The organism is Pseudomonas sp. 86_A, assembly GCF_017491705.1.
Classification (GTDB): Bacteria; Pseudomonadota; Gammaproteobacteria; order Pseudomonadales; family Pseudomonadaceae; genus Aquipseudomonas; species Aquipseudomonas koreensis.
In genome coordinates this window covers 122,295-140,279 of the sequence record NZ_JAFGYS010000011.1, presented here as the reverse complement: position 1 = coordinate 140,279, position 17,985 = coordinate 122,295, and the positions used below count along the sequence as shown (strand labels likewise).

The 17,985-nt window shown below is 61.2% G+C and carries 18 protein-coding genes; 7 read left to right on the top strand and 11 right to left on the bottom strand.

All coding sequences use genetic code 11. From position 1 onward, the window contains the following. Positions 1–8 precede the first annotated feature (8 nt). Complete coding sequence (locus tag J5M57_RS18155) at positions 9–488, bottom strand: RNA pyrophosphohydrolase (protein ID WP_003229203.1); 480 nt, start codon at positions 486–488, stop codon at positions 9–11. 143 nt (positions 489–631) lie between these two features. Here J5M57_RS18155 and J5M57_RS18150 point away from each other — a divergent pair, with 143 nt between their 5' ends. Continuing rightward, the gene (locus J5M57_RS18150; RefSeq protein WP_207848362.1) at positions 632–1,288 is read left to right on the top strand and encodes an HAD family hydrolase; all 657 of its coding nucleotides are present in this window, start codon (positions 632–634) and stop codon (positions 1,286–1,288) included. A 111-nt stretch (positions 1,289–1,399) separates the two neighbouring features. Here the strand turns inward: J5M57_RS18150 and J5M57_RS18145 are convergent, their stop codons facing one another. Together J5M57_RS18145 and ilvA are read right to left on the bottom strand one after the other, a co-directional pair. Then, positions 1,400–1,825 carry a DUF2269 domain-containing protein gene (locus tag J5M57_RS18145; protein WP_169843381.1) on the bottom strand — a complete coding sequence of 142 codons (426 nt, stop codon included), beginning with the start codon at positions 1,823–1,825 and terminating at the stop codon, positions 1,400–1,402. 39 nt (positions 1,826–1,864) lie between these two features. Continuing rightward, on the bottom strand, positions 1,865–3,379 hold the full coding sequence (ilvA, locus tag J5M57_RS18140) for a threonine ammonia-lyase, biosynthetic (RefSeq protein ID WP_064589693.1): 1,515 nt from the start codon (positions 3,377–3,379) through the stop codon (positions 1,865–1,867). A gap of 338 nt (positions 3,380–3,717) precedes the next feature. Here ilvA and rpiA point away from each other — a divergent pair, with 338 nt between their 5' ends. Further along, entirely contained in the window at positions 3,718–4,392 is a 675-nt protein-coding gene (rpiA, locus tag J5M57_RS18135; RefSeq protein ID WP_169843380.1) for a ribose-5-phosphate isomerase RpiA, read from the top strand. Between the two features lie 146 nt (positions 4,393–4,538). Here rpiA and J5M57_RS18130 read toward each other — a convergent pair whose 3' ends face one another. From J5M57_RS18130 to J5M57_RS18115, 4 genes are all read right to left on the bottom strand, one after another. Further along, positions 4,539–5,456: an SdiA-regulated domain-containing protein gene (locus tag J5M57_RS18130; protein ID WP_064589695.1), complete on the bottom strand. Its 918-nt coding sequence runs from the start codon at positions 5,454–5,456 to the stop codon at positions 4,539–4,541. Positions 5,457–5,655: 199 nt separating this feature from the next. Continuing rightward, positions 5,656–6,579 (bottom strand): SdiA-regulated domain-containing protein, encoded by a 924-nt coding sequence (locus J5M57_RS18125; protein ID WP_207848361.1) that lies wholly within the window; start codon positions 6,577–6,579, stop codon positions 5,656–5,658. Between the two features lie 299 nt (positions 6,580–6,878). Then, positions 6,879–7,544, bottom strand: a complete 666-nt coding sequence (locus J5M57_RS18120) for a fumarylacetoacetate hydrolase family protein (protein WP_064589697.1) — start codon at positions 7,542–7,544, stop codon at positions 6,879–6,881. Positions 7,545–7,583: 39 nt separating this feature from the next. Next, positions 7,584–8,978 carry an FAD-binding oxidoreductase gene (locus J5M57_RS18115; protein ID WP_207848360.1) on the bottom strand — a complete coding sequence of 465 codons (1,395 nt, stop codon included), beginning with the start codon at positions 8,976–8,978 and terminating at the stop codon, positions 7,584–7,586. Positions 8,979–9,184: 206 nt separating this feature from the next. Between J5M57_RS18115 and serA the strand changes: the two genes are divergently transcribed. Beyond that, entirely contained in the window at positions 9,185–10,414 is a 1,230-nt protein-coding gene (gene serA, locus J5M57_RS18110; protein ID WP_003229219.1) for a phosphoglycerate dehydrogenase, read from the top strand. 62 nt (positions 10,415–10,476) lie between these two features. Here serA and J5M57_RS18105 read toward each other — a convergent pair whose 3' ends face one another. Continuing rightward, positions 10,477–10,902, bottom strand: coding sequence for a DUF4399 domain-containing protein (locus tag J5M57_RS18105; protein WP_064589699.1), 426 nt, complete (start codon positions 10,900–10,902; stop codon positions 10,477–10,479). A gap of 135 nt (positions 10,903–11,037) precedes the next feature. Here J5M57_RS18105 and J5M57_RS18100 point away from each other — a divergent pair, with 135 nt between their 5' ends. Further along, entirely contained in the window at positions 11,038–11,607 is a 570-nt protein-coding gene (locus J5M57_RS18100) for a transporter substrate-binding domain-containing protein (RefSeq protein ID WP_207848359.1), read from the top strand. A gap of 120 nt (positions 11,608–11,727) precedes the next feature. On the opposite strand, the gene J5M57_RS18095 is transcribed toward J5M57_RS18100, so the two are convergent. After that, on the bottom strand, positions 11,728–12,213 hold the full coding sequence (locus J5M57_RS18095) for a DUF523 domain-containing protein (RefSeq protein WP_207848358.1): 486 nt from the start codon (positions 12,211–12,213) through the stop codon (positions 11,728–11,730). 1 nt (position 12,214) lies between these two features. Further along, the gene (locus J5M57_RS18090; RefSeq protein WP_169843374.1) at positions 12,215–12,847 is read right to left on the bottom strand and encodes a 2OG-Fe(II) oxygenase; all 633 of its coding nucleotides are present in this window, start codon (positions 12,845–12,847) and stop codon (positions 12,215–12,217) included. 108 nt (positions 12,848–12,955) lie between these two features. Here J5M57_RS18090 and J5M57_RS18085 point away from each other — a divergent pair, with 108 nt between their 5' ends. Then, positions 12,956–13,708, top strand: a complete 753-nt coding sequence (locus J5M57_RS18085) for a DUF2059 domain-containing protein (RefSeq protein WP_207848357.1) — start codon at positions 12,956–12,958, stop codon at positions 13,706–13,708. 103 nt (positions 13,709–13,811) lie between these two features. Here the strand turns inward: J5M57_RS18085 and J5M57_RS18080 are convergent, their stop codons facing one another. Beyond that, the gene (locus tag J5M57_RS18080) at positions 13,812–14,759 is read right to left on the bottom strand and encodes an alpha/beta hydrolase (RefSeq protein ID WP_207848356.1); all 948 of its coding nucleotides are present in this window, start codon (positions 14,757–14,759) and stop codon (positions 13,812–13,814) included. 99 nt (positions 14,760–14,858) lie between these two features. On the opposite strand from J5M57_RS18080, the gene J5M57_RS18075 reads away from it, so the two are divergent. Both J5M57_RS18075 and J5M57_RS18070 read left to right on the top strand, forming a co-directional pair. Further along, positions 14,859–15,437, top strand: a complete 579-nt coding sequence (locus J5M57_RS18075) for a DUF6436 domain-containing protein (RefSeq protein WP_064589705.1) — start codon at positions 14,859–14,861, stop codon at positions 15,435–15,437. A 102-nt stretch (positions 15,438–15,539) separates the two neighbouring features. Continuing rightward, positions 15,540–17,951 carry a penicillin acylase family protein gene (locus tag J5M57_RS18070; protein ID WP_207848355.1) on the top strand — a complete coding sequence of 804 codons (2,412 nt, stop codon included), beginning with the start codon at positions 15,540–15,542 and terminating at the stop codon, positions 17,949–17,951. Positions 17,952–17,985 lie beyond the last annotated feature (34 nt).

Here is a 17,985-nt window from a genome sequence, read left to right as displayed (position 1 = left end):
CTCCGTCGTCAGTCGCGCGCTAAAAGGCGCGGGGCAAGCTCTTTGAGGGCGCGTCGATACACCTCGCGCTTGAATGTCACCACCTGGCCCAACGGATACCAATAGCTGACCCAGCGCCAGCCATCGAACTCCGGTTTACCGGTCAAATCCATCCGCACCCGCTGCTCGTTGGAGATCAGGCGCAGGAGAAACCATTTCTGCTTCTGGCCGATGCACAGCGGTTGGCTGTGGGTACGAACCAGACGTTGCGGCAAACGATAGCGCAACCAGCCCCGGGTACAGGCCAGTATTTCAACATCTTCACGTTCCAGGCCAACTTCTTCGTTCAGCTCGCGGTACAAGGCGTCCTCCGGCGTCTCCTCGGGGTTGATTCCCCCTTGCGGAAACTGCCAGGCATCTTGATTGATACGGCGAGCCCATAGCACCTGGCCGGCGTCATTCGTCAGAATGATCCCGACATTGGGGCGGAAACCATCGGGGTCGATCACGGCAACAACCTCGCAAACGCATGTCGCCGCATTGTTCCACAAAGCTTGATAAGGCGGCAACGAAGGTTCCTACCTTATGTGCACTCTTGTGAAAAGACCGTATTCTTGTCGCCTTTTTACTGACTTTTCAGCGGGTAACTGCAATGCGCCTGGCTCTATTCGATTTGGACAACACCCTTCTGGGCGGCGACAGCGATCACGCCTGGGGCGACTATCTGTGCGAACGCGGCTTCCTCGACCCGGTGGCGTACAAGCAGCGCAACGACGAGTTCTACCAGGATTACCTGGCCGGCAAGCTGGATAACGCCGCGTACCTGAACTTCTGCCTGGAAATCCTCGGCCGCACCGAAATGGCCGTGCTCGAGCAGTGGCACAACGACTATATGCGCGACTGCATCGAGCCGATCGTGCTGCCCAAGGCGCTGGAACTGCTGAAACAGCACCGCGACGCCGGCGACAAACTGATGATCATCACCGCCACCAACCGCTTCGTCACCGCACCGATTGCCGTGCGCCTGGGCGTCGACACCCTGATCGCCACCGAGTGCGAAATGATCGACGGCCGCTACACCGGGCGCAGCACCGACATTCCGTGCTTCCGCGAAGGCAAGGTGACACGCCTCAATCGCTGGCTGGCAGAGACCGGGTATTCGCTGGATGACAGCTATTTCTATAGCGACTCGATGAATGATTTGCCGCTGCTGGAGCAGGTGGCGAACCCGGTGGCCGTTGATCCGGATCCGAATCTGCGGGCCGAAGCCGAGAAGCGTGGCTGGCCGGTTATCTCGCTGCGGAGCTGATATCGCTATCGCGAGCAGGCTCACTCCTACAATTGACCGAGTTCCAACTCTGGAATGCGGTCAATTGTAGGAGTGAGCCTGCTCGCGATGGGGTCAACGCGGTCTCCAGCCTTAAACAGGCTTGGCACCCATCAACCCGGCAATGGCGATAAAGCAGACAAAGCTGAACAACGCCAGGGCAAAACTGAACTTGCCGACGCCACCCGGCGCCTTGCGCAAGCGATTCAACCGCACCAGCAGCCAGAACCACGCCAGCGCCGCCACGGTGTACAGCACGCTGGAGGCCAGCAGCCAGGTCTGCCCCAGTGGCCATCCCACCAGATGCACCATGCCCCACCCGGTGAACGGCATGCTCAACAGCGCCAGCCCCATCAACAGCCAGATGAACACCCGTGGCCGTTGCAGGGTACGGCTGCCCGCCGTTGCATCACCTTTGCGCTTCGCCAGAAAAACCCAGATGCCCAGACCCAGCGCACTGGCCAGCAACACCACGGTCGCCACCATGTGCGCCATCTTCAGGGCGGTTAACGTTTCCATTGTTCGATTTCCTTATGGCCTGCCCATCAGCGTAGCCGCTCAGCCAAGAAACAGCTTATAGGCCGGATTGTCGCTTTCGTCCCAGTACGGGTAGCCGATTTCCGCCAGCGCTGCCGGCACCAGATGACGTTCGTCATGCGGCACTTGCAGACCCGCGACCACCCGGCCATCCGCCGCGCCATGGTTGCGGTAATGGAACATCGAGATGTTCCAGCGCCCGCCGAGCTTGTTGAGGAAGTTGAACAGTGCGCCCGGGCGTTCCGGGAATTCGAAGCGCAGCACCACTTCATCGACCACCTGCGCCGCGCGCCCGCCGACCATGTGGCGGATGTGCAGCTTGGCCAGTTCGTTGTCGGTCAGGTCGAGCACCGGGAACCCCTGCTCGGTCAGGCTCGCCAGCAACGCACTGCGCGGGTCATTTTCCGGATGGGTCTGCACGCCGACGAAGATGTGCGCTTCGCTGCCGGTGTTGTAGCGGTAGTTGAATTCGGTGATCTGGCGCTTGCCGATGGCTTCGCAGAAAGCCTTGAAGCTGCCGGCCTGCTCCGGGATGGTCACGGCGATGATCGCCTCGCGACCTTCGCCCAGTTCGGCGCGCTCGGCGACGTGGCGCAAGCGGTCGAAGTTGACGTTGGCCCCGGAGTCGATGGCGACGAAGGTCTGGCCGCTGACGCCGCGCAACTCGACGTACTTCTTGATCCCGGCCACGCCCAGAGCGCCGGCAGGTTCGGTGATCGAGCGGGTATCGTCGTAGATATCCTTGATAGCCGCGCAGATCTCGTCAGTGCTGACGGTGATCACTTCATCGACATAGTCTTTGCAGATGTCGAAGGTGTGCTGGCCGATCTGCGCCACCGCCACGCCGTCGGCAAAGATGCCTACGCTCGGCAGCACCACGCGCTCACCGGCGGCCATGGCCGCTTGCAGGCAGTTGGAGTCGTCCGGCTCGACGCCGATGACCTTGATGTCCGGACGCAGGTATTTCACGTACGCCGCGATACCGGCGATCAGACCGCCGCCGCCGACCGGCACGAAGATCGCGTCCAGCGGCTGCGGATGCTGACGCAGAATTTCCATCGCCACGGTGCCCTGCCCGGCAATGGTATGCGGATCATCGTACGGGTGAATGTAGACGTAGCCCTTCTCGTCGACCAGTTTCAGCGAGTAGGCCAGTGCTTCCGGGAACGAATCGCCGTGCAGCACCACTTTGCCGCCGCGCGAGCGCACGCCTTCGACCTTGATTTCCGGGGTGGTCTTGGGCATCACGATGGTCGCCTTCACGCCCAGCACTTTCGCCGCCAAGGCCAGACCCTGCGCATGGTTGCCCGCTGACGCGGTGACCACGCCACGGGCGCGCTCTTCGTCGGTCAGCTGGGTCAATTTGTTGTAGGCGCCGCGAATCTTGAACGAGAACACCGGCTGCAAGTCTTCACGCTTGAGCCAGATGTCATTGCCCAGCCGCTCGGAGAGCTGGCGAGCGTTCTGCAGCGGGGTTTCTACGGCAACGTCATAAACGCGCGAGGTGAGGATCTTTTTGACGTACTGTTCGAGCATCGGAAAGCATCACTGAGCGGGTTGGGCAGGGCCAAGGAGTCTAACCCGGCTTTTGCTCGGGCGACCACACTAAACAGGTGGTTTTAGCCCGTGGAAAGCCATTGTGGCGAGGGAGCTTGCTCCCGCCCGGCTGCGCAGCAGTCGTAAAACCTGAGTACGCGATCTGTCAGAACGAATGCTGGGGGCCGCTTCGCGCTCCACCGGGAGCAAGCTCCCTCGCCACAAAAGCCGCACCCTCCGAAACAGTACTGTCTGCCAATCGGGCAATGACCTGCCTCGCCCCTCGGGCCTATAATGCCGGCCTTTCCGTTCTCCCCTTGCCCGTTTCCGGAGCCCGCATGACCCAGGATCAACTCAAACAGGCAGTGGCTCAGGCCGCCGTCGACTTCATCCTTCCGAAACTCGACGACAAGAGCATCGTCGGGGTCGGCACCGGCTCCACCGCCAACTGCTTCATCGATGCCCTGGCCCAGCACAAGGGCGCGTTCGATGGCGCCGTCGCCAGCTCCGAAGCCACTGCCGCGCGCCTCAAGGGCCACGGGATTCCGGTGTATGAGCTGAACACCGTCAGCGACCTGGAGTTCTACGTCGACGGCGCCGATGAGAGCGACGCACACCTGAACCTGATCAAGGGCGGCGGCGCGGCCCTGACCCGCGAGAAGATCGTCGCGGCCGTGGCCAAGACCTTCATCTGCATCGCCGACGCCAGCAAACTGGTGCCGGTGCTGGGCGAATTCCCGCTGCCAGTCGAAGTGATCCCGATGGCCCGCAGCCACGTCGCCCGCCAACTGGTGAAACTGGGCGGCGACCCGGTGTACCGCGAAGGCGTGCTGACCGACAACGGCAACATCATCCTCGACGTGTACAACCTGCAGATCACCAACCCGGTGGAGCTGGAAGCGCAGATCAACGCTATTGTCGGCGTGGTCACCAACGGCCTGTTCGCGGCGCGTCCGGCGGACCTGTTGCTGCTGGGCACCGCTGAAGGTGTGAAGACCCTGAAGGCTGAGTAAGCCAAGGCTGCCCAAGCTTTATGGGCAGATGCAAAACCTGTAGGAGTGAGCCTGCTCGCGATGGCGGTCGGTCAGTTGATATCAATGTCGACTGATTCACCGCTATCGCGAGCAGGCTCACTCCTACATTTGTTTTGGGGTGTCAGTCAGGGCTGTGCAGGTTTTTTGAAGACGTAAAACAAGTTCGGCTCACTCACCAGATACAACGTCCCGTCATCATCCATCGCAATGCCTTCAGCTTGCGGCACGCTCTTCTGCAAGCCTTGCCGTCCCTTGTTCAGCGACAAGGTGCTCAGCGGCCTGCCATCCACGTCCAGCTCCAGAATCAGCCCCGACTCATCGGACAGCGCCAGCAGATGGCCGCTGCGCTCGTCGTATTGCAGGCTCGACAGGTCGCGCACGAACATCCCGGCATCGCGCTTGGGGTTGTTGATCACGTGTACCGCGTAGGATTTTTCCGGATTGAAGTGCGGGAAACCGTGCACTTCGTAAATCAGCATCGGATCACGCTCCTTGGCCACGAACAGGCGCTTGCCCACCGAGTCATACGCCAGGCCTTCGAACCCTTTGTTGCCGCTCATGTGCACGCCGAGGGTCATCTGTTCGGCGTCCGCCGCATCGAGGAACGTGGTGTCCTGTTGCAGATGCACCTTGATCAGGCGCTGCTGGCGCTCGTCGGTGATCACATAAGTGTCGGCACTGATGAACTCCACCGCTTCCGCATCACCGAAGCCGATCAGCGCGATGCGGCGCAGGATCTTGCCTTCGAGCGACAATTCGACCAGTTCGGCATTCTTGTTGGTCACGGTGAACAGGCTGTTGCGCACCGGATCGTAGGTCAGCGCCGAGACATCGTCGTTCAGGCCGTCGATGACCCTGGCTTCGACCTCGACCCGGTATTGATCAAGGCCGATGGCCTGACTGCTCAACGGCTGCCACAGGCTGTGCAGGTTGAACCAGGCACGCTCGAACAGGCGCAGGTATTGGCCGATCGCGATCAACACGATCAGGACTATCACTGACAAGATGACAATCAGGGGCTTGGGACGGGCAAATCGACGCATTCGGGCAGGCTCGGGATCAAAACAGGCGGATGAAATATCACGCCTGTCTGAACTGAAGCTTAATGGCCACTTGCCCTTGGCCACAACAGAACCGTGTAGGAGCTGCCGAAGGCTGCGATCTTTTGACGTTGATTCTAAAAAACAAAATCAAAAGATCGCAGCCTGCGGCAGCTCCTGCATGAGGACCGGTGAAAGGCTGTTATTTCTGCTTTTCGAAGCGGTAGAACAGGTTCGGCTCGCTGACCATGTACAGCGTACCGGCGTCGTCCATGGTCACGCCTTCGGCGCGGGGAATGGTGTTCTTCAAACCGTTGAAGCCGCCGAGCAGGGTCATGAAGCTGACCTGATCGCCCTTCTCGTCCAGCTCCAGCAGCAGGTGCGAGTCGGCGGACAGCACCAGGGTGTGGCCGGTACGCGGGTCAATGGCCAGCGCCGAGAGATTCCGGATATCCAGCTCATTGCTGGCCAGCTTCTGCTTGTCGCCCTTGAGGAGCTGACTGCCGTCGCTTTTCCAGTTAAACAGCGCCGGCGGGCGCTCTTCGCCCAGCAACAGTTGCTGGTTGCGTGGATCCCAGGTGATCGCTTCGAACGCCTTGTTCTGGTTTTTCGACGGGCCGAGGTCGTATTTCGGGAAGTCGGCGATATTCAGCTCGCGGGTGTTGGCATCGACCTTGACGATGGTCAGCAGGTGTTCGCGCTCGTCGACGATCGCCATCAGGCCGTTTTCCATCACGGTCACGCCTTCCGGGTTGATCCAGCCTACCAACGGCATTTTGCGCAGCACATCACCCTGCAGGGTCAGTTCGACCAGGAACGGGTTCTTGCCCATCACCGAAAACAGGGTTTTGGTTTGTGGGTTGTAGGACAGGTCCGACGCCTCGTCCTTTTCCATGCCCGGCAGCAGTTTGCCGTCGATCACCGCCCGATAGTCCGGTAACCAGATGCTGGCTTTCTGCTCGGCCTGGCTCTCGAAACGCTCGCGCACCCACAGCAGCCCACGGTCGTCCCAATGCATGGCGAATGCCAGGCCATAAGCGACGGCGAGCACCAGCAACAGCCAGACATACCAGCGCAGGGCGAAACGTGAGCGACGAGGAGGATTGAGCTGAGTTTGAGCTGACATCAGGGACGCGTTCCGAAAATTCAGGCTATGGGTAATAGCATAAAGAGGCCGGCTCAGACGCCAGAATGAGAGGAATTATCCGGACAGAATGTGAAAAAAACGGCAAATGGCGGGATTGCCCTGCACCGTTGCGGGCCACGGCACATAACAAAGGATCAGTGGACACGTGTGGCGAGGGAGCTTGCTCCCGCCGGGGTGCGAAGCGACCCTGCTTTTCACTTCAAAAAGCACGGGCCTGCTGCGCAGTCCAGCGGGAGCAAGCTCCCTCGCCACAGTTGCTGTGTATCGGATGCGTTCGGTCAGCGCACGCTGCTGGTGAAGCGGCTCGCGCCAACCAGCTCCAGCACGATGTCGTCGCCGACATTCAGCGGGCCGACGCCCACCGGGGTGCCGGTGAGGATCACGTCGCCGGCCTGCAGCGAGAAGCAGCCGGCCATGTGCTGGATCATCGGCACGATCGGGTTGAGCATCGCGCTGCTGTTGCCGTCCTGACGCACTTCACCGTTGATGGTCAGGCGAATACCGATATCGGTCAGGTCAGCGAAGGTGCTGCCGACCACGAACGGGGCAATCACCGCGGCGCCGTCGAACGATTTGGCGATTTCCCACGGCAGGCCTTTGGACTTGAGCTCGGCCTGCTTGTCGCGCAGGGTCAGGTCCAGCGCCGGGGCGAAACCGGAGATCGCGTCCAGCACTTCTTCGCGGCTCGGCTTGGTCGACAACGGCTTGCCGATCAACACGGCGATTTCCGCTTCGTAGTGCACCGAACCGCGCTCGGTCGGAATGCTGAACCCGCCTTCCAGCGGCACCACACAACTGCCCGGCTTGATGAACAGCAACGGTTCGGTCGGGACCGGGTTGTCCAGTTCCTTGGCGTGTTCGGCGTAGTTACGCCCGATGCACACCACTTTCCCGATCGGGAAGTGAATGCGTGTGCCGTCGACATACTGGTGCTGATAGCTCATTTACCGACTCCTGCCTTCATTGATTCAAGGGATTGCCAATCAAACCGCGAAGATCTTGCCCGGGTTCATGATGCCGTTCGGATCGAACACCGCCTTGACCGCTTTCATGTACTCGATTTCGACCGGCGAACGGCTGTACGTCAAGTAGTCGCGCTTGGTCATGCCCACGCCGTGTTCAGCGGAAATCGAGCCGTTGTACTTCTCGACGGTTTCGAACACCCACTTGTTGACGGTCGCGCACTTGGCGAAGAACTCGTCCTTGCTCAGGTTATCCGGCTTGAGGATGTTCAGGTGCAGGTTGCCGTCGCCAATGTGGCCGAACCAGACAATTTCGAAATCCGGATAGTGTTCGCCGACGATCGCATCGATTTCCTGCAGGAAGGCCGGCACTTTCGACACGGTGACCGAAATGTCGTTCTTGTATGGGGTCCAGTGCGAGATGGTTTCGGAGATGTATTCGCGCAGCTTCCACAGGTTCTGCAACTGCGTTTCGCTCTGGCTCATCACGCCGTCCAGTACCCAGCCCTGCTCGACGCAGTGCTCGAAAGTTTCCAGCGCGGTGTTGGCCACTTCTTCGCTGGTCGCTTCGAATTCCAGCAATGCGTAGAACGGGCACTCGGTCTCGAACGGCGCCGGCACATCGCCACGGCCCAGCACTTTGGCCAAGGCCTTGTCGGAGAAGAATTCGAACGCGGTCAGGTCGAGCTTGCCCTGAAATGCGTGCAGCACCGGCATGATCGAGTCGAAGTCGGCGGTGCCGAGGACCATGGCGGTGAGGTTTTTCGGCGCGCGATCCAGGCGCATGGTCGCCTCGACCACAAAGCCGAGGGTGCCTTCGGCGCCGATGAACAGCTGGCGCAGGTCGTAACCGGTGGCGTTCTTGATCAGGTCCTTGTTCAGCTCCAGCACCTCGCCCTTGCCGGTCACCACTTTCAGGCCGGCGACCCAGTTGCGGGTCATACCGTAGCGAATCACCTTGATCCCGCCGGCATTGGTGCCGATATTGCCGCCAATCTGACTGGAACCAGCCGAAGCGAAGTCCACCGGGTAGTAAAGGCCGTTTTCTTCGGCGACATTCTGCAAGTGCTCGGTGACCACGCCGGGCTGGCACACGGCGGTACGGTCGGTGAGGTTCACGTCGAGAATCTGGTTCATGTAGTCGAACGACACCACCACTTCGCCATTGGCGGCGACGGCGGCGGCAGAAAGCCCGGTGCGCCCGCCCGACGGTACCAGCGCCACTTTGTGGACATTGGCCCAGCGGACAACAGCCTGCACCTGCTGGATGGTCTTGGGAAACACGATGGCGCTCGGCGCGGGGGCGAAGTGCTTGGTCCAATCCTTGCCGTACGTATTCAGGGAGTCGGCGTCGGTCAGGACCTTGCCAGGCTCGACCAGGGTCTTCAGTTCATCAATCAGGGCAGGATTGGTCATCGACAGAACTCTCGAACAATTCATGGTCATCCTGAAGACGCTTCACGTCGCAGGAATGAGTGTTTCGCGGGGTGGCTATGCTAGCATACCGACCCCGCAGGCCAGTGCCCAAGGCCAGTTCTGCGGTGACGGCTTTCTTGCCGTGCGGGTCAGCTCCAGGCTGCTCCCCTCCCTGCCATTTTTCTCCGGGATACAGGTTTACGCAGATGAGCAAGACTTCTCTCGATAAGAGCAAGATCAAGTTCCTTCTTCTCGAAGGCGTCCACCAATCGGCTGTCGACGTCCTCAAGGCGGCGGGCTACACCAGCATCGAATACCTGACAGGCTCCTTGCCGGAAGCCGAGCTCAAGGAAAAGATCGCTGACGCTCACTTCATCGGCATTCGTTCGCGCACCCAACTGACCGAAGAGATCTTCGATCACGCGAAGAAGCTGGTGGCGGTCGGCTGTTTCTGCATCGGCACCAACCAGGTTGACCTGAGTGCTGCCCGCGAGCGCGGTATCGCCGTGTTCAACGCGCCGTACTCCAACACCCGTTCCGTAGCGGAACTGGTGCTGGCCGAAGCCATCCTGCTGCTGCGCGGCATCCCTGAGAAAAACGCTTCCTGCCACCGTGGCGGCTGGATCAAATCCGCAGCCAACTCCTTCGAGATCCGTGGCAAGAAACTGGGCATCGTCGGCTACGGCTCGATCGGTACTCAGTTGTCGGTTCTGGCTGAAGGCCTGGGCATGCAGGTGTTCTTCTATGACACCGTAACCAAGCTGCCGCTGGGCAACGCCACTCAGGTCGGCAACCTGCACGAGCTGCTGGGCATGTCCGACATCGTCACCCTGCACGTTCCGGAAACCGCTGCGACCCAGTGGATGATCGGCGAGAAGGAAATCCGCGCGATCAAGAAGGGCGGCATCCTGATCAATGCCGCGCGCGGCACCGTGGTCGAGCTGGACGCCCTGGCGGACGCGATCAAGGACAAGCACCTGATCGGCGCAGCCATCGACGTATTCCCGGTGGAGCCACGCTCCAACGACGAAGAGTTCGAAAGCCCGCTGCGTGGCCTGGACAACGTGATCCTGACCCCGCACATCGGTGGTTCGACCGCCGAAGCGCAAGCCAACATCGGTCTGGAAGTGGCGGAAAAACTGGTCAAGTACAGCGACAACGGCACGTCCGTTTCGTCGGTGAACTTCCCGGAAGTGGCCCTGCCGGCTCACCCTGGCAAGCACCGCCTGCTGCACATCCACGAGAACATCCCGGGTGTGATGAGCGAGATCAACAAGGTCTTCGCCGAAAACGGCATCAACATCTCCGGTCAGTTCCTGCAGACCAACGAGAAGGTTGGCTACGTGGTGATCGACGTCGACGCCGAGTACTCGGAGCTGGCGCAAGAGAAGCTGCAACACGTCAACGGCACCATCCGTAGCCGCGTGCTGTTCTGATCGAACGCTGAGCGACAAAAAAAGGGAGCCTTCGGGCTCCCTTTTTCATGCACGACGAACAATCATTCGACGTTGACGGTGATTTTCTTCGAGACGATCGGCGGCTCGAACGGCATGTGGCCGCTGTCGCCCAGTTCCAGCTGCAGGGTGTGCTTGCCCGGTGCCAGTTTGATCGTGGCCTCGGTCTGCGCCTTGCCGAAGTGCATGTGGTTCGCGTCATTCGGAATCGGTGCGCCCGCCGCTGGCAGCTTGTCGACGTCGATCAGCAGATGGTGGTGACCGGTGTTTTTGGTGACATCACCGGCCGGGGCCAGCGCGATGTCCTTGACGCCGAACTTGACCTTGAACTCCTGAGACACCGTGGCTCCGTCCTCGGGAGAAACGATGAACACTTCGGCGCCTTTCGGGGCCGGGGTCGCTGCACTGGCCAGCACTGAAACACCCATCAACAGGCCAGCCAAGGCTGCTCGTGACATAAACGTTTTCATTCTCTTCTCCAGTTTTTCCGTAAAATCCGCACGGTCATGACAACTTCATGACCATTCGTTGTCGAAGGCACTCGACAACCATAGCAAAGCGAGCCTGAATCAGAGCATCGCGATAATGATTTCAAAGGAGTGACCATGCGTTTTCTGCCTGGCCTGATCTGCCTGCTACCCCTTCTGAGCCCTCTGGCTCACGCCGAACTGATTGATGACGTCAACGACCGTGGCGAGTTGCGCATAGCCCTTGAGGCTAATACACCGCCCTTCAATTTCAAGGACGGCGACACTCTCACGGGGTTCGAGGTCGAGCTGGGGCAACTGCTGGCCAACGAGCTGGATGTGCGCGCCGACTTCATCGTCACTGACGAAGCCGACCTGCTCCAGGGCGTTGAAAGCGGCAAGTACGACGTTGCGCTCAATCACATAGCAATGACACCTGAACTCAAGGATCGTTTCGACTTCAGCGAGTCCTACCGCCAGGTCGATTCGCAACTGCTGGCGAAGAAGGACGAGCAGCCACGGCCGATAGTGCTGGTGCAGGCGTTGACTGAAGAGAAACCGAAAGCGGCGACGCCCGTGCAGTTGGCGATTCCGTTCCAGAAGGGTAATCCGGCGTTTCAGGCCAGCCTTGCAGGTGCGATGCAGCGGATCAAGGCGGATGGGCGATTGGCGGCGTTGTCGCAGAAGTGGTTCACCGAGTCCAAATGAATACACAAACCCTGTAGGAGTGAGCCTGCTCGCGATAGCGGTCTGTCAGTCATTCATTTATGTGCTGATAGACCGCTATCGCGAGCAGGCTCACTCCTACAGGGGGTCTACGGTGGGCTTTCAGTCGAGTTGGGTCAGGGCGACTGCGGCCTCAGACAGGTCGAGCTCACTGAACACCTGCACCCCGTGCCGTTTGAGCAGCGCAGCCGTCACGCCTTCGCCGGAGACTTTGACGCCGCTGAACGTCCCGTCATAGGTCAGCAAATTCCCGCAAGAAGGACTGTTGGCCTTGAGCACCGCCACTCGGATGCCGTGTTTCTGCACCAACGCCAGCGCCTGTCGTGCGCCATCGAGAAACTGCGCGCTGACGTCCTCGCCTTCGGTGGTCATCACCGCCGCGATGCCATCGAGCACTTCACCACCCTGCCCTCCGGGAATCTCCGCCGCCGCCCGTGGCGTCGGCAAACCACCGGCGACTTCCGGACACAGCGGCACCACGCGCCCTTCGGCGATCCACTGTTCAAGCAGATCGAACGGCCCGCTGGCCCCGCCGTCGTAACGCACGCGATGGCCCAACAGGCAGCGGCTGACCAGAATCTTCTGCATATCAGAACGGCTCGTTGCCACGGCGGCGGAACCAACCGGTCAGCGACAGGCGCTCGCGGTGAGCCGGCAGCACTTCGTGCGGCACCTCGCCAGAGAGGAACACCACCAGACAGCCGCCAGTGGGTTGCACGTCATGCACCCGGTCTTCGCCCAGATACATGCGCAACTGACCGCCGTCTTCCGGCAGCCACGCGTCATTGAGATAGACCACCGCCGAGACCATGCGGCGGTCGTCATCGCGAAAACGGTCGACGTGCTTGCGGTAAAACGCACCCGGCGGATACAGGGCGAAATGGCACTCGAAATCCTCAAGCCCCAGGAACAACCCGCGATTGAGTGCTTCGCGCAGGCTGTCCATCAGGTTCAGATAATGGTCGCTAGACTCGGCCTGGCCCGGGTCGATCCACTGGATGTGGTCGCCACGAATCCCCTCGCGAATCTCCGAAAACGGCCCACGCCCCACCGCCGCCGGCGCCAGCTCGCCCTCGGCCTCACGTTTGCGGCACTCGGCCGCCAGCTCACGGGTCAAACCCGCGGGCAGGAAAATGTTCTGCTGCGACCAGCCGTGTTCGGCCAGGTCGTCGACGATGCGTAACAGCAGCGGGTGTTCGGAGGATATTTGCATGGCGCGCATAGTATGCCGGCGGCAAGAAATCCGACAGAGCCACGCAGCGGCTTGCTACGAATTCTCGACAAGTACCGGCACCGCACGGAGAATAGTCCGCTGCTGACAGGAGTCCCTATGCGCCGTTTGCTTTTTTCACTGTTGATGTTCTGCGTTTTGCCCGCCTGGGCGGACGGCCACGATCAGCTGTACAAGATCGCCGGCTGGCCAGATCAACGTGCGCATTTCAATGATGCCCTGAGTGCCGCGCAGCAGCGCTACCAGGGCAGTCTGCCGCCTGCGGTGTTTCAAGCCCTGGTCAACAACAGCAACCAGCGCTTTGCCCCTCAGGCCATGGACCAGCGTGCCGAAGCGCAACTGCGCCAGCACCTCGCCGATCCCCAACCGGCGCTGACCTTTTTTCAATCGCCGCTGGGCAAGAAAATCGTCGCCGCTGAATTGCTCGCGACCCGTCGCGATCAGTTGGCGAAAAACGCCAAGGGCCTGCCGAAGATGCAGGCCAGCGATAGCCGCCTGCTGATCATCGGCCATCTGGCCCAAGCGCTGCCGGCACGCGAGGCCGGCGCCGAAGTCAGCCTGGCGATTGCCGGGGTGGCGGCGGACAGTTTGAGTTCGATGATTCCCGGCCTGCTTGGCGGCGGTCAGGCGCAAGGCATGTTGAACGGTCAGCGCCAGCGCCTGATGGATCAGATCGGCGCCGACCTGAACAACACGCTGCTCTACGTTTATCGCGATCTGTCGGATGACGAACTGGAGCAGTTCGCGACCTTTGCCGAATCCAGCGAGGGCAAGGCTTACTATCAAGCGGCGCTGGCGGCGATTCGGGCGGGGCTGGCGGTGGGGCAAAGCTCCTCGAACCTTGGCCAGTGATCTTCATCAACTGTCAGACCGTCATCGCGAGCAGGCTCACTCCTACAGGAGACCGCGATCAATTGTAGGAGCGAGCCTGCTCGCGAAGAGGCCCTCAAAGGCACTAGAGATTCCGCCCCCTGATCCGCTTGTTCAGAAACTCGAAATACTCCTCGCGCATCTCCAGCGTCTCATTCGCCAGATGATGCCGCGCCTCCGGCAGCAGCAGAATCTGCGGCCGATCGAACTTCCATTTCATCACCTGCAAGTTGTGCTGCCAGTCCACAGTCATGTCCGCCTGCCCCTGAATGATCAGCGGCCGCCGCGGACTTTTTTTCGCATGTTCGACACGGATGATCCAGCGCGACAGTGCGCCGACCCACGCTGTCGGCAAGCGTTTGGGCTGCAACGGATCGGCCTGCAGGAACGGCAGAAAGGCCGGGTCGTTGGAGTTCTCGCTGAAGCGCCGGGTGACGCCGCGGACGAAAGGCCTGAGCAGGTAGTAACTGAGCTGCGACCAGCCCCAGGCGCGCGGACGCACCAGCGGCGCCAACAGGATCAACTGCCCCTGCGCCGGGCTGTTCTCGCCATGGTTGAGTACGTGGTCGACGACAATCGCGGCGCCAGTGCTTTGTCCGCACAGGTGCCACGGCTGCGGCAACGCAATCGAATTGGCTTCGGCGAACAACGCCTGCAATGTGTCCTGATATTCGGAGAAATCGCGAATGCTCGCTCGCGGCCCGCTCGACAGGCCGTGCCCCGGCAGGTCACAGGCGATCACGGCGAAATCCTGGTCCAGCGCCCACTCGATCACATGCCGATAGAGCCCTGTGTGGTCGTAAAAACCGTGCAGCAGAAACAGCGTGCCCTTGACCTTCTCCGGCCACCAGCAATGGCTGACCAGTTCATAGCCATCGACGTCGAACCGACCCATGCCACGCCAGACATCACGTTCGCAGAAGTCGGTTTTATAGAACCGCTGATACGCCTTGGCCTCGTCCGACAACGGCTGCCACTGGGCCAAAGGCTTGAGGCTGGCGCGTAAATGATCGGCATCGAAAGTGTCAGGCATGCGGGTATTCCAAAGCGGTAAACAGACTTTATCGGCCTGCGATATTCATCTGTTGCGGCAAGCATGGCAAGCTAGCCCCCCTTCGAGGATCGAAAAACCATGCGCTCGCCCTACCGCACCGCACTGTTTGCCAGCCTGCTCGCGCTTGTGTGTGCCGGGGTGCTGTGGGCGGCGTACGACTGGTTTCAAGGACGCTATCTGCGCGCATTCAGTCAGCACACGGCAGTGTTTTCCGGTGATTCGCTGCGCTTGCCCGATGAGTTGGCAGGTCCCGGCAAAGTCCGCCTCGTGCACTTCTGGGACCCGGCCTGCCCGTGCAACGTTGGCAATCAACAGCACCTGACGGAAATGGTCGAACAGTTCGGCCCGCGCGGCGTGGAATTCTTCGCCGTGCAGAAGGCTGGCAGCCACGGCCAGTTGCCGGCCACCCTGAGCAACCTGAAAACCATCGCGGTGCTGCCCGGCTCCGAACAGGTCCCGGCCAGCCCCGCCGTGGCGATCTGGGACCGCAGCGGCAAACTGGCGTACTTCGGCCCGTACAGCGAAGGCCTGACCTGCAACTCCAGCAACAGCTTTATCGAACCGATCCTCAACGCGCTGATGGCTGATCGACCGGTCAACGCCACGCATACCCTGGCAGTCGGTTGTTATTGCCCGTGGCCGGTGGTGGTGCAGTAAGGCATTCCGGACTTTTCAAGGACAGCGATGCACGGCACGGAAGGTCTGTGCTAATTGTTTGCAGCCCGATGGGCGGCAATCCCGCATGCACAAGGAGTCACCATGAAACGCGTTTTCACCGTTCTTGCCTTGCTCATCGTTGTCCTGTTCGCCGGTGTCGGCGGGTACGTCTATAGCAAGCAGCCGACGCGTCAGGGCCAGGTGGAGCTGCGCAATCTGCAAGGTTCGGTGACCGTGCGTTACGACGAGCGTGGCGTGCCGCACATCCGCGCCGAAAACGAAACCGATCTGTATCGTGCCCTCGGCTACGTGCATGCCCAGGACCGCCTGTTCCAGATGGAAGCCATGCGCCGCCTGGCGCGCGGCGAGCTGGCCGAAGTGCTCGGGCCGAAGCTGCTCGACACCGACAAACTGTTCCGCAGCCTGCGGATCCGCGAACGCGCCGCCAGTTATGTCGCCAGCCTCGATAAGCAGTCCCCTGCGTGGAAGGCCCTGCAAGCCTATCTGGACGGCATCAACCAATATCAGGACAGCCACGCCGCGCCAGTCGAGTTCGACGTGCTGGGCATCCCCAAGCGGCCGTTCACGGCCGAAGACAGCATCAGCGTCGCCGGTTACATGGCCTACAGCTTTGCGGCGGCGTTTCGCACCGAACCGCTGTTGACCTACGTGCGCGATCAACTCGGCGCCGACTACCTCAACGTCTTCGACCTCGACTGGCAGCCCAAGGGCGTGCTCGCCAAAGGTCGCCCCCATCCGACCCCGGCCTTGGCTGCCGGCGACTGGAAAGACCTCAACGCCCTCGCCCGGCTCAGCGAACAGGCACTGATCGAAAACGGCCTGCCGCAATTCGAAGGCAGCAACGCCTGGGTGATTGCCGGCAGCCGCAGCCAGAGCGGCAAACCGTTGCTGGCCGGCGACCCGCACATTCGTTTCTCGGTGCCGTCGGTGTGGTACGAGGCGCAACTGTCGGCACCGGGCTTTGAGCTCTACGGCCACCATCAGGCGCTGGTGCCGTTCGCGTTCCTCGGCCACAACCTGGATTTCGGCTGGAGCCTGACCATGTTCCAGAACGATGATCTGGATCTGATCGCCGAGAAGGTCAACCCGGACAACTCGAATCAGGTCTGGTACCACGGTCAGTGGACCGATCTGGTCAGCAGCGAGCAGCAGATCGCGGTGAAGGGACAGGCACCGGTAACGCTGACCCTGCGCCAGTCGCCCCACGGCCCGATCGTCAACGACGCCCTCGGCAGCGCTGCCGGCAAGACCCCGATCGCCATGTGGTGGGCGTTCCTCGAAACGCCGAATCCGATCCTCGAAGGTTTCTACCAGCTCAACCGCGCCGACACCCTGACCAAGGCCCGCGCGGCGGCAGCCAAGGTGCAGGCACCGGGACTGAATATCGTCTACGCCAACGCCAAGGGCGACATCGCCTGGTGGGCCTCGGCGCTGTTGCCCAAGCGCCCGGCCGGGGTGAAGCCGGAGTTCATTCTCGACGGCAGCAGCAATCAGGCGGACAAGGACGGCTACTACCCATTCAGCGCCAACCCACAGGAAGAAAACCCGCCGCGCGGCTACATCGTCTCGGCCAACTTCCAGCCCCTGTCGCCGACCGCAATGGAGATCCCCGGTTACTACAACCTGGCCGATCGCGGGCAACAGCTCAACCGTCAGCTCAGCGACAAGAACGTGAAGTGGAGCAACGAGGCCAACCAGAAGTTGCAACTGGGCACCACCACCGCTTACGGCCCGCGCACCCTGGCGCCGTTGCTGCCGGTGTTGCGCGAAGTGGTGAGCGATCCGGCGCAGTTGAAACTGGTCGAGCAACTGGCGCAGTGGCCAGGCGACTATCCGCTGGATTCGGTCAACGCGACGGTCTTCAACCAGTTCCTCTACGACTTGGCCGATGCGGCGATGCGCGATGAACTGGGTAACGATTTCTTCGAAACGTTGCTGTCGACCCGGGTCATCGATGCCGCCCTGCCGCGCCTGGCGGCGAACGCGGATTCGCCGTGGTGGGACAACCGCAACACGCCGGCCAAGGAGACCCGCGCCGACATCGTGAAGGTGGCGTGGCAGGCGAGCATGGCGCATCTGAAACAGACCCTCGGCGACAATCCGTCCGATTGGCAATGGGGCACCGCGCACACCCTGACCCACGGCCACCCATTGGGGCAGCAGAAGCCGCTGGACCGCATCGTCAATGTCGGGCCATTCGCCGCGCCCGGCAGTCATGAAGTGCCGAACAATCTCTCGGCCAAACTCGGCCCGGCGCCATGGCCAGTGACTTACGGGCCTTCAACGCGGCGCCTGGTGGACTTCGCCGACCCGGCGCACAGCCTGACCATCAACCCGGTCGGCCAGAGCGGCGTGCCGTTCGACAGCCACTATGACGATCAGGCCGAAGAGTACGTCGAGGGCATGTATGTGCAGGCGCACTTCAGCGAGGAAGAGGTGACGGCCAATACCCGCAGTACGTTGAAGCTGTTGCCGGCGCGGGCTGCGCAATAGTTTTTGGTTTTCAGGGCTGACGTCTTCGCGAGCA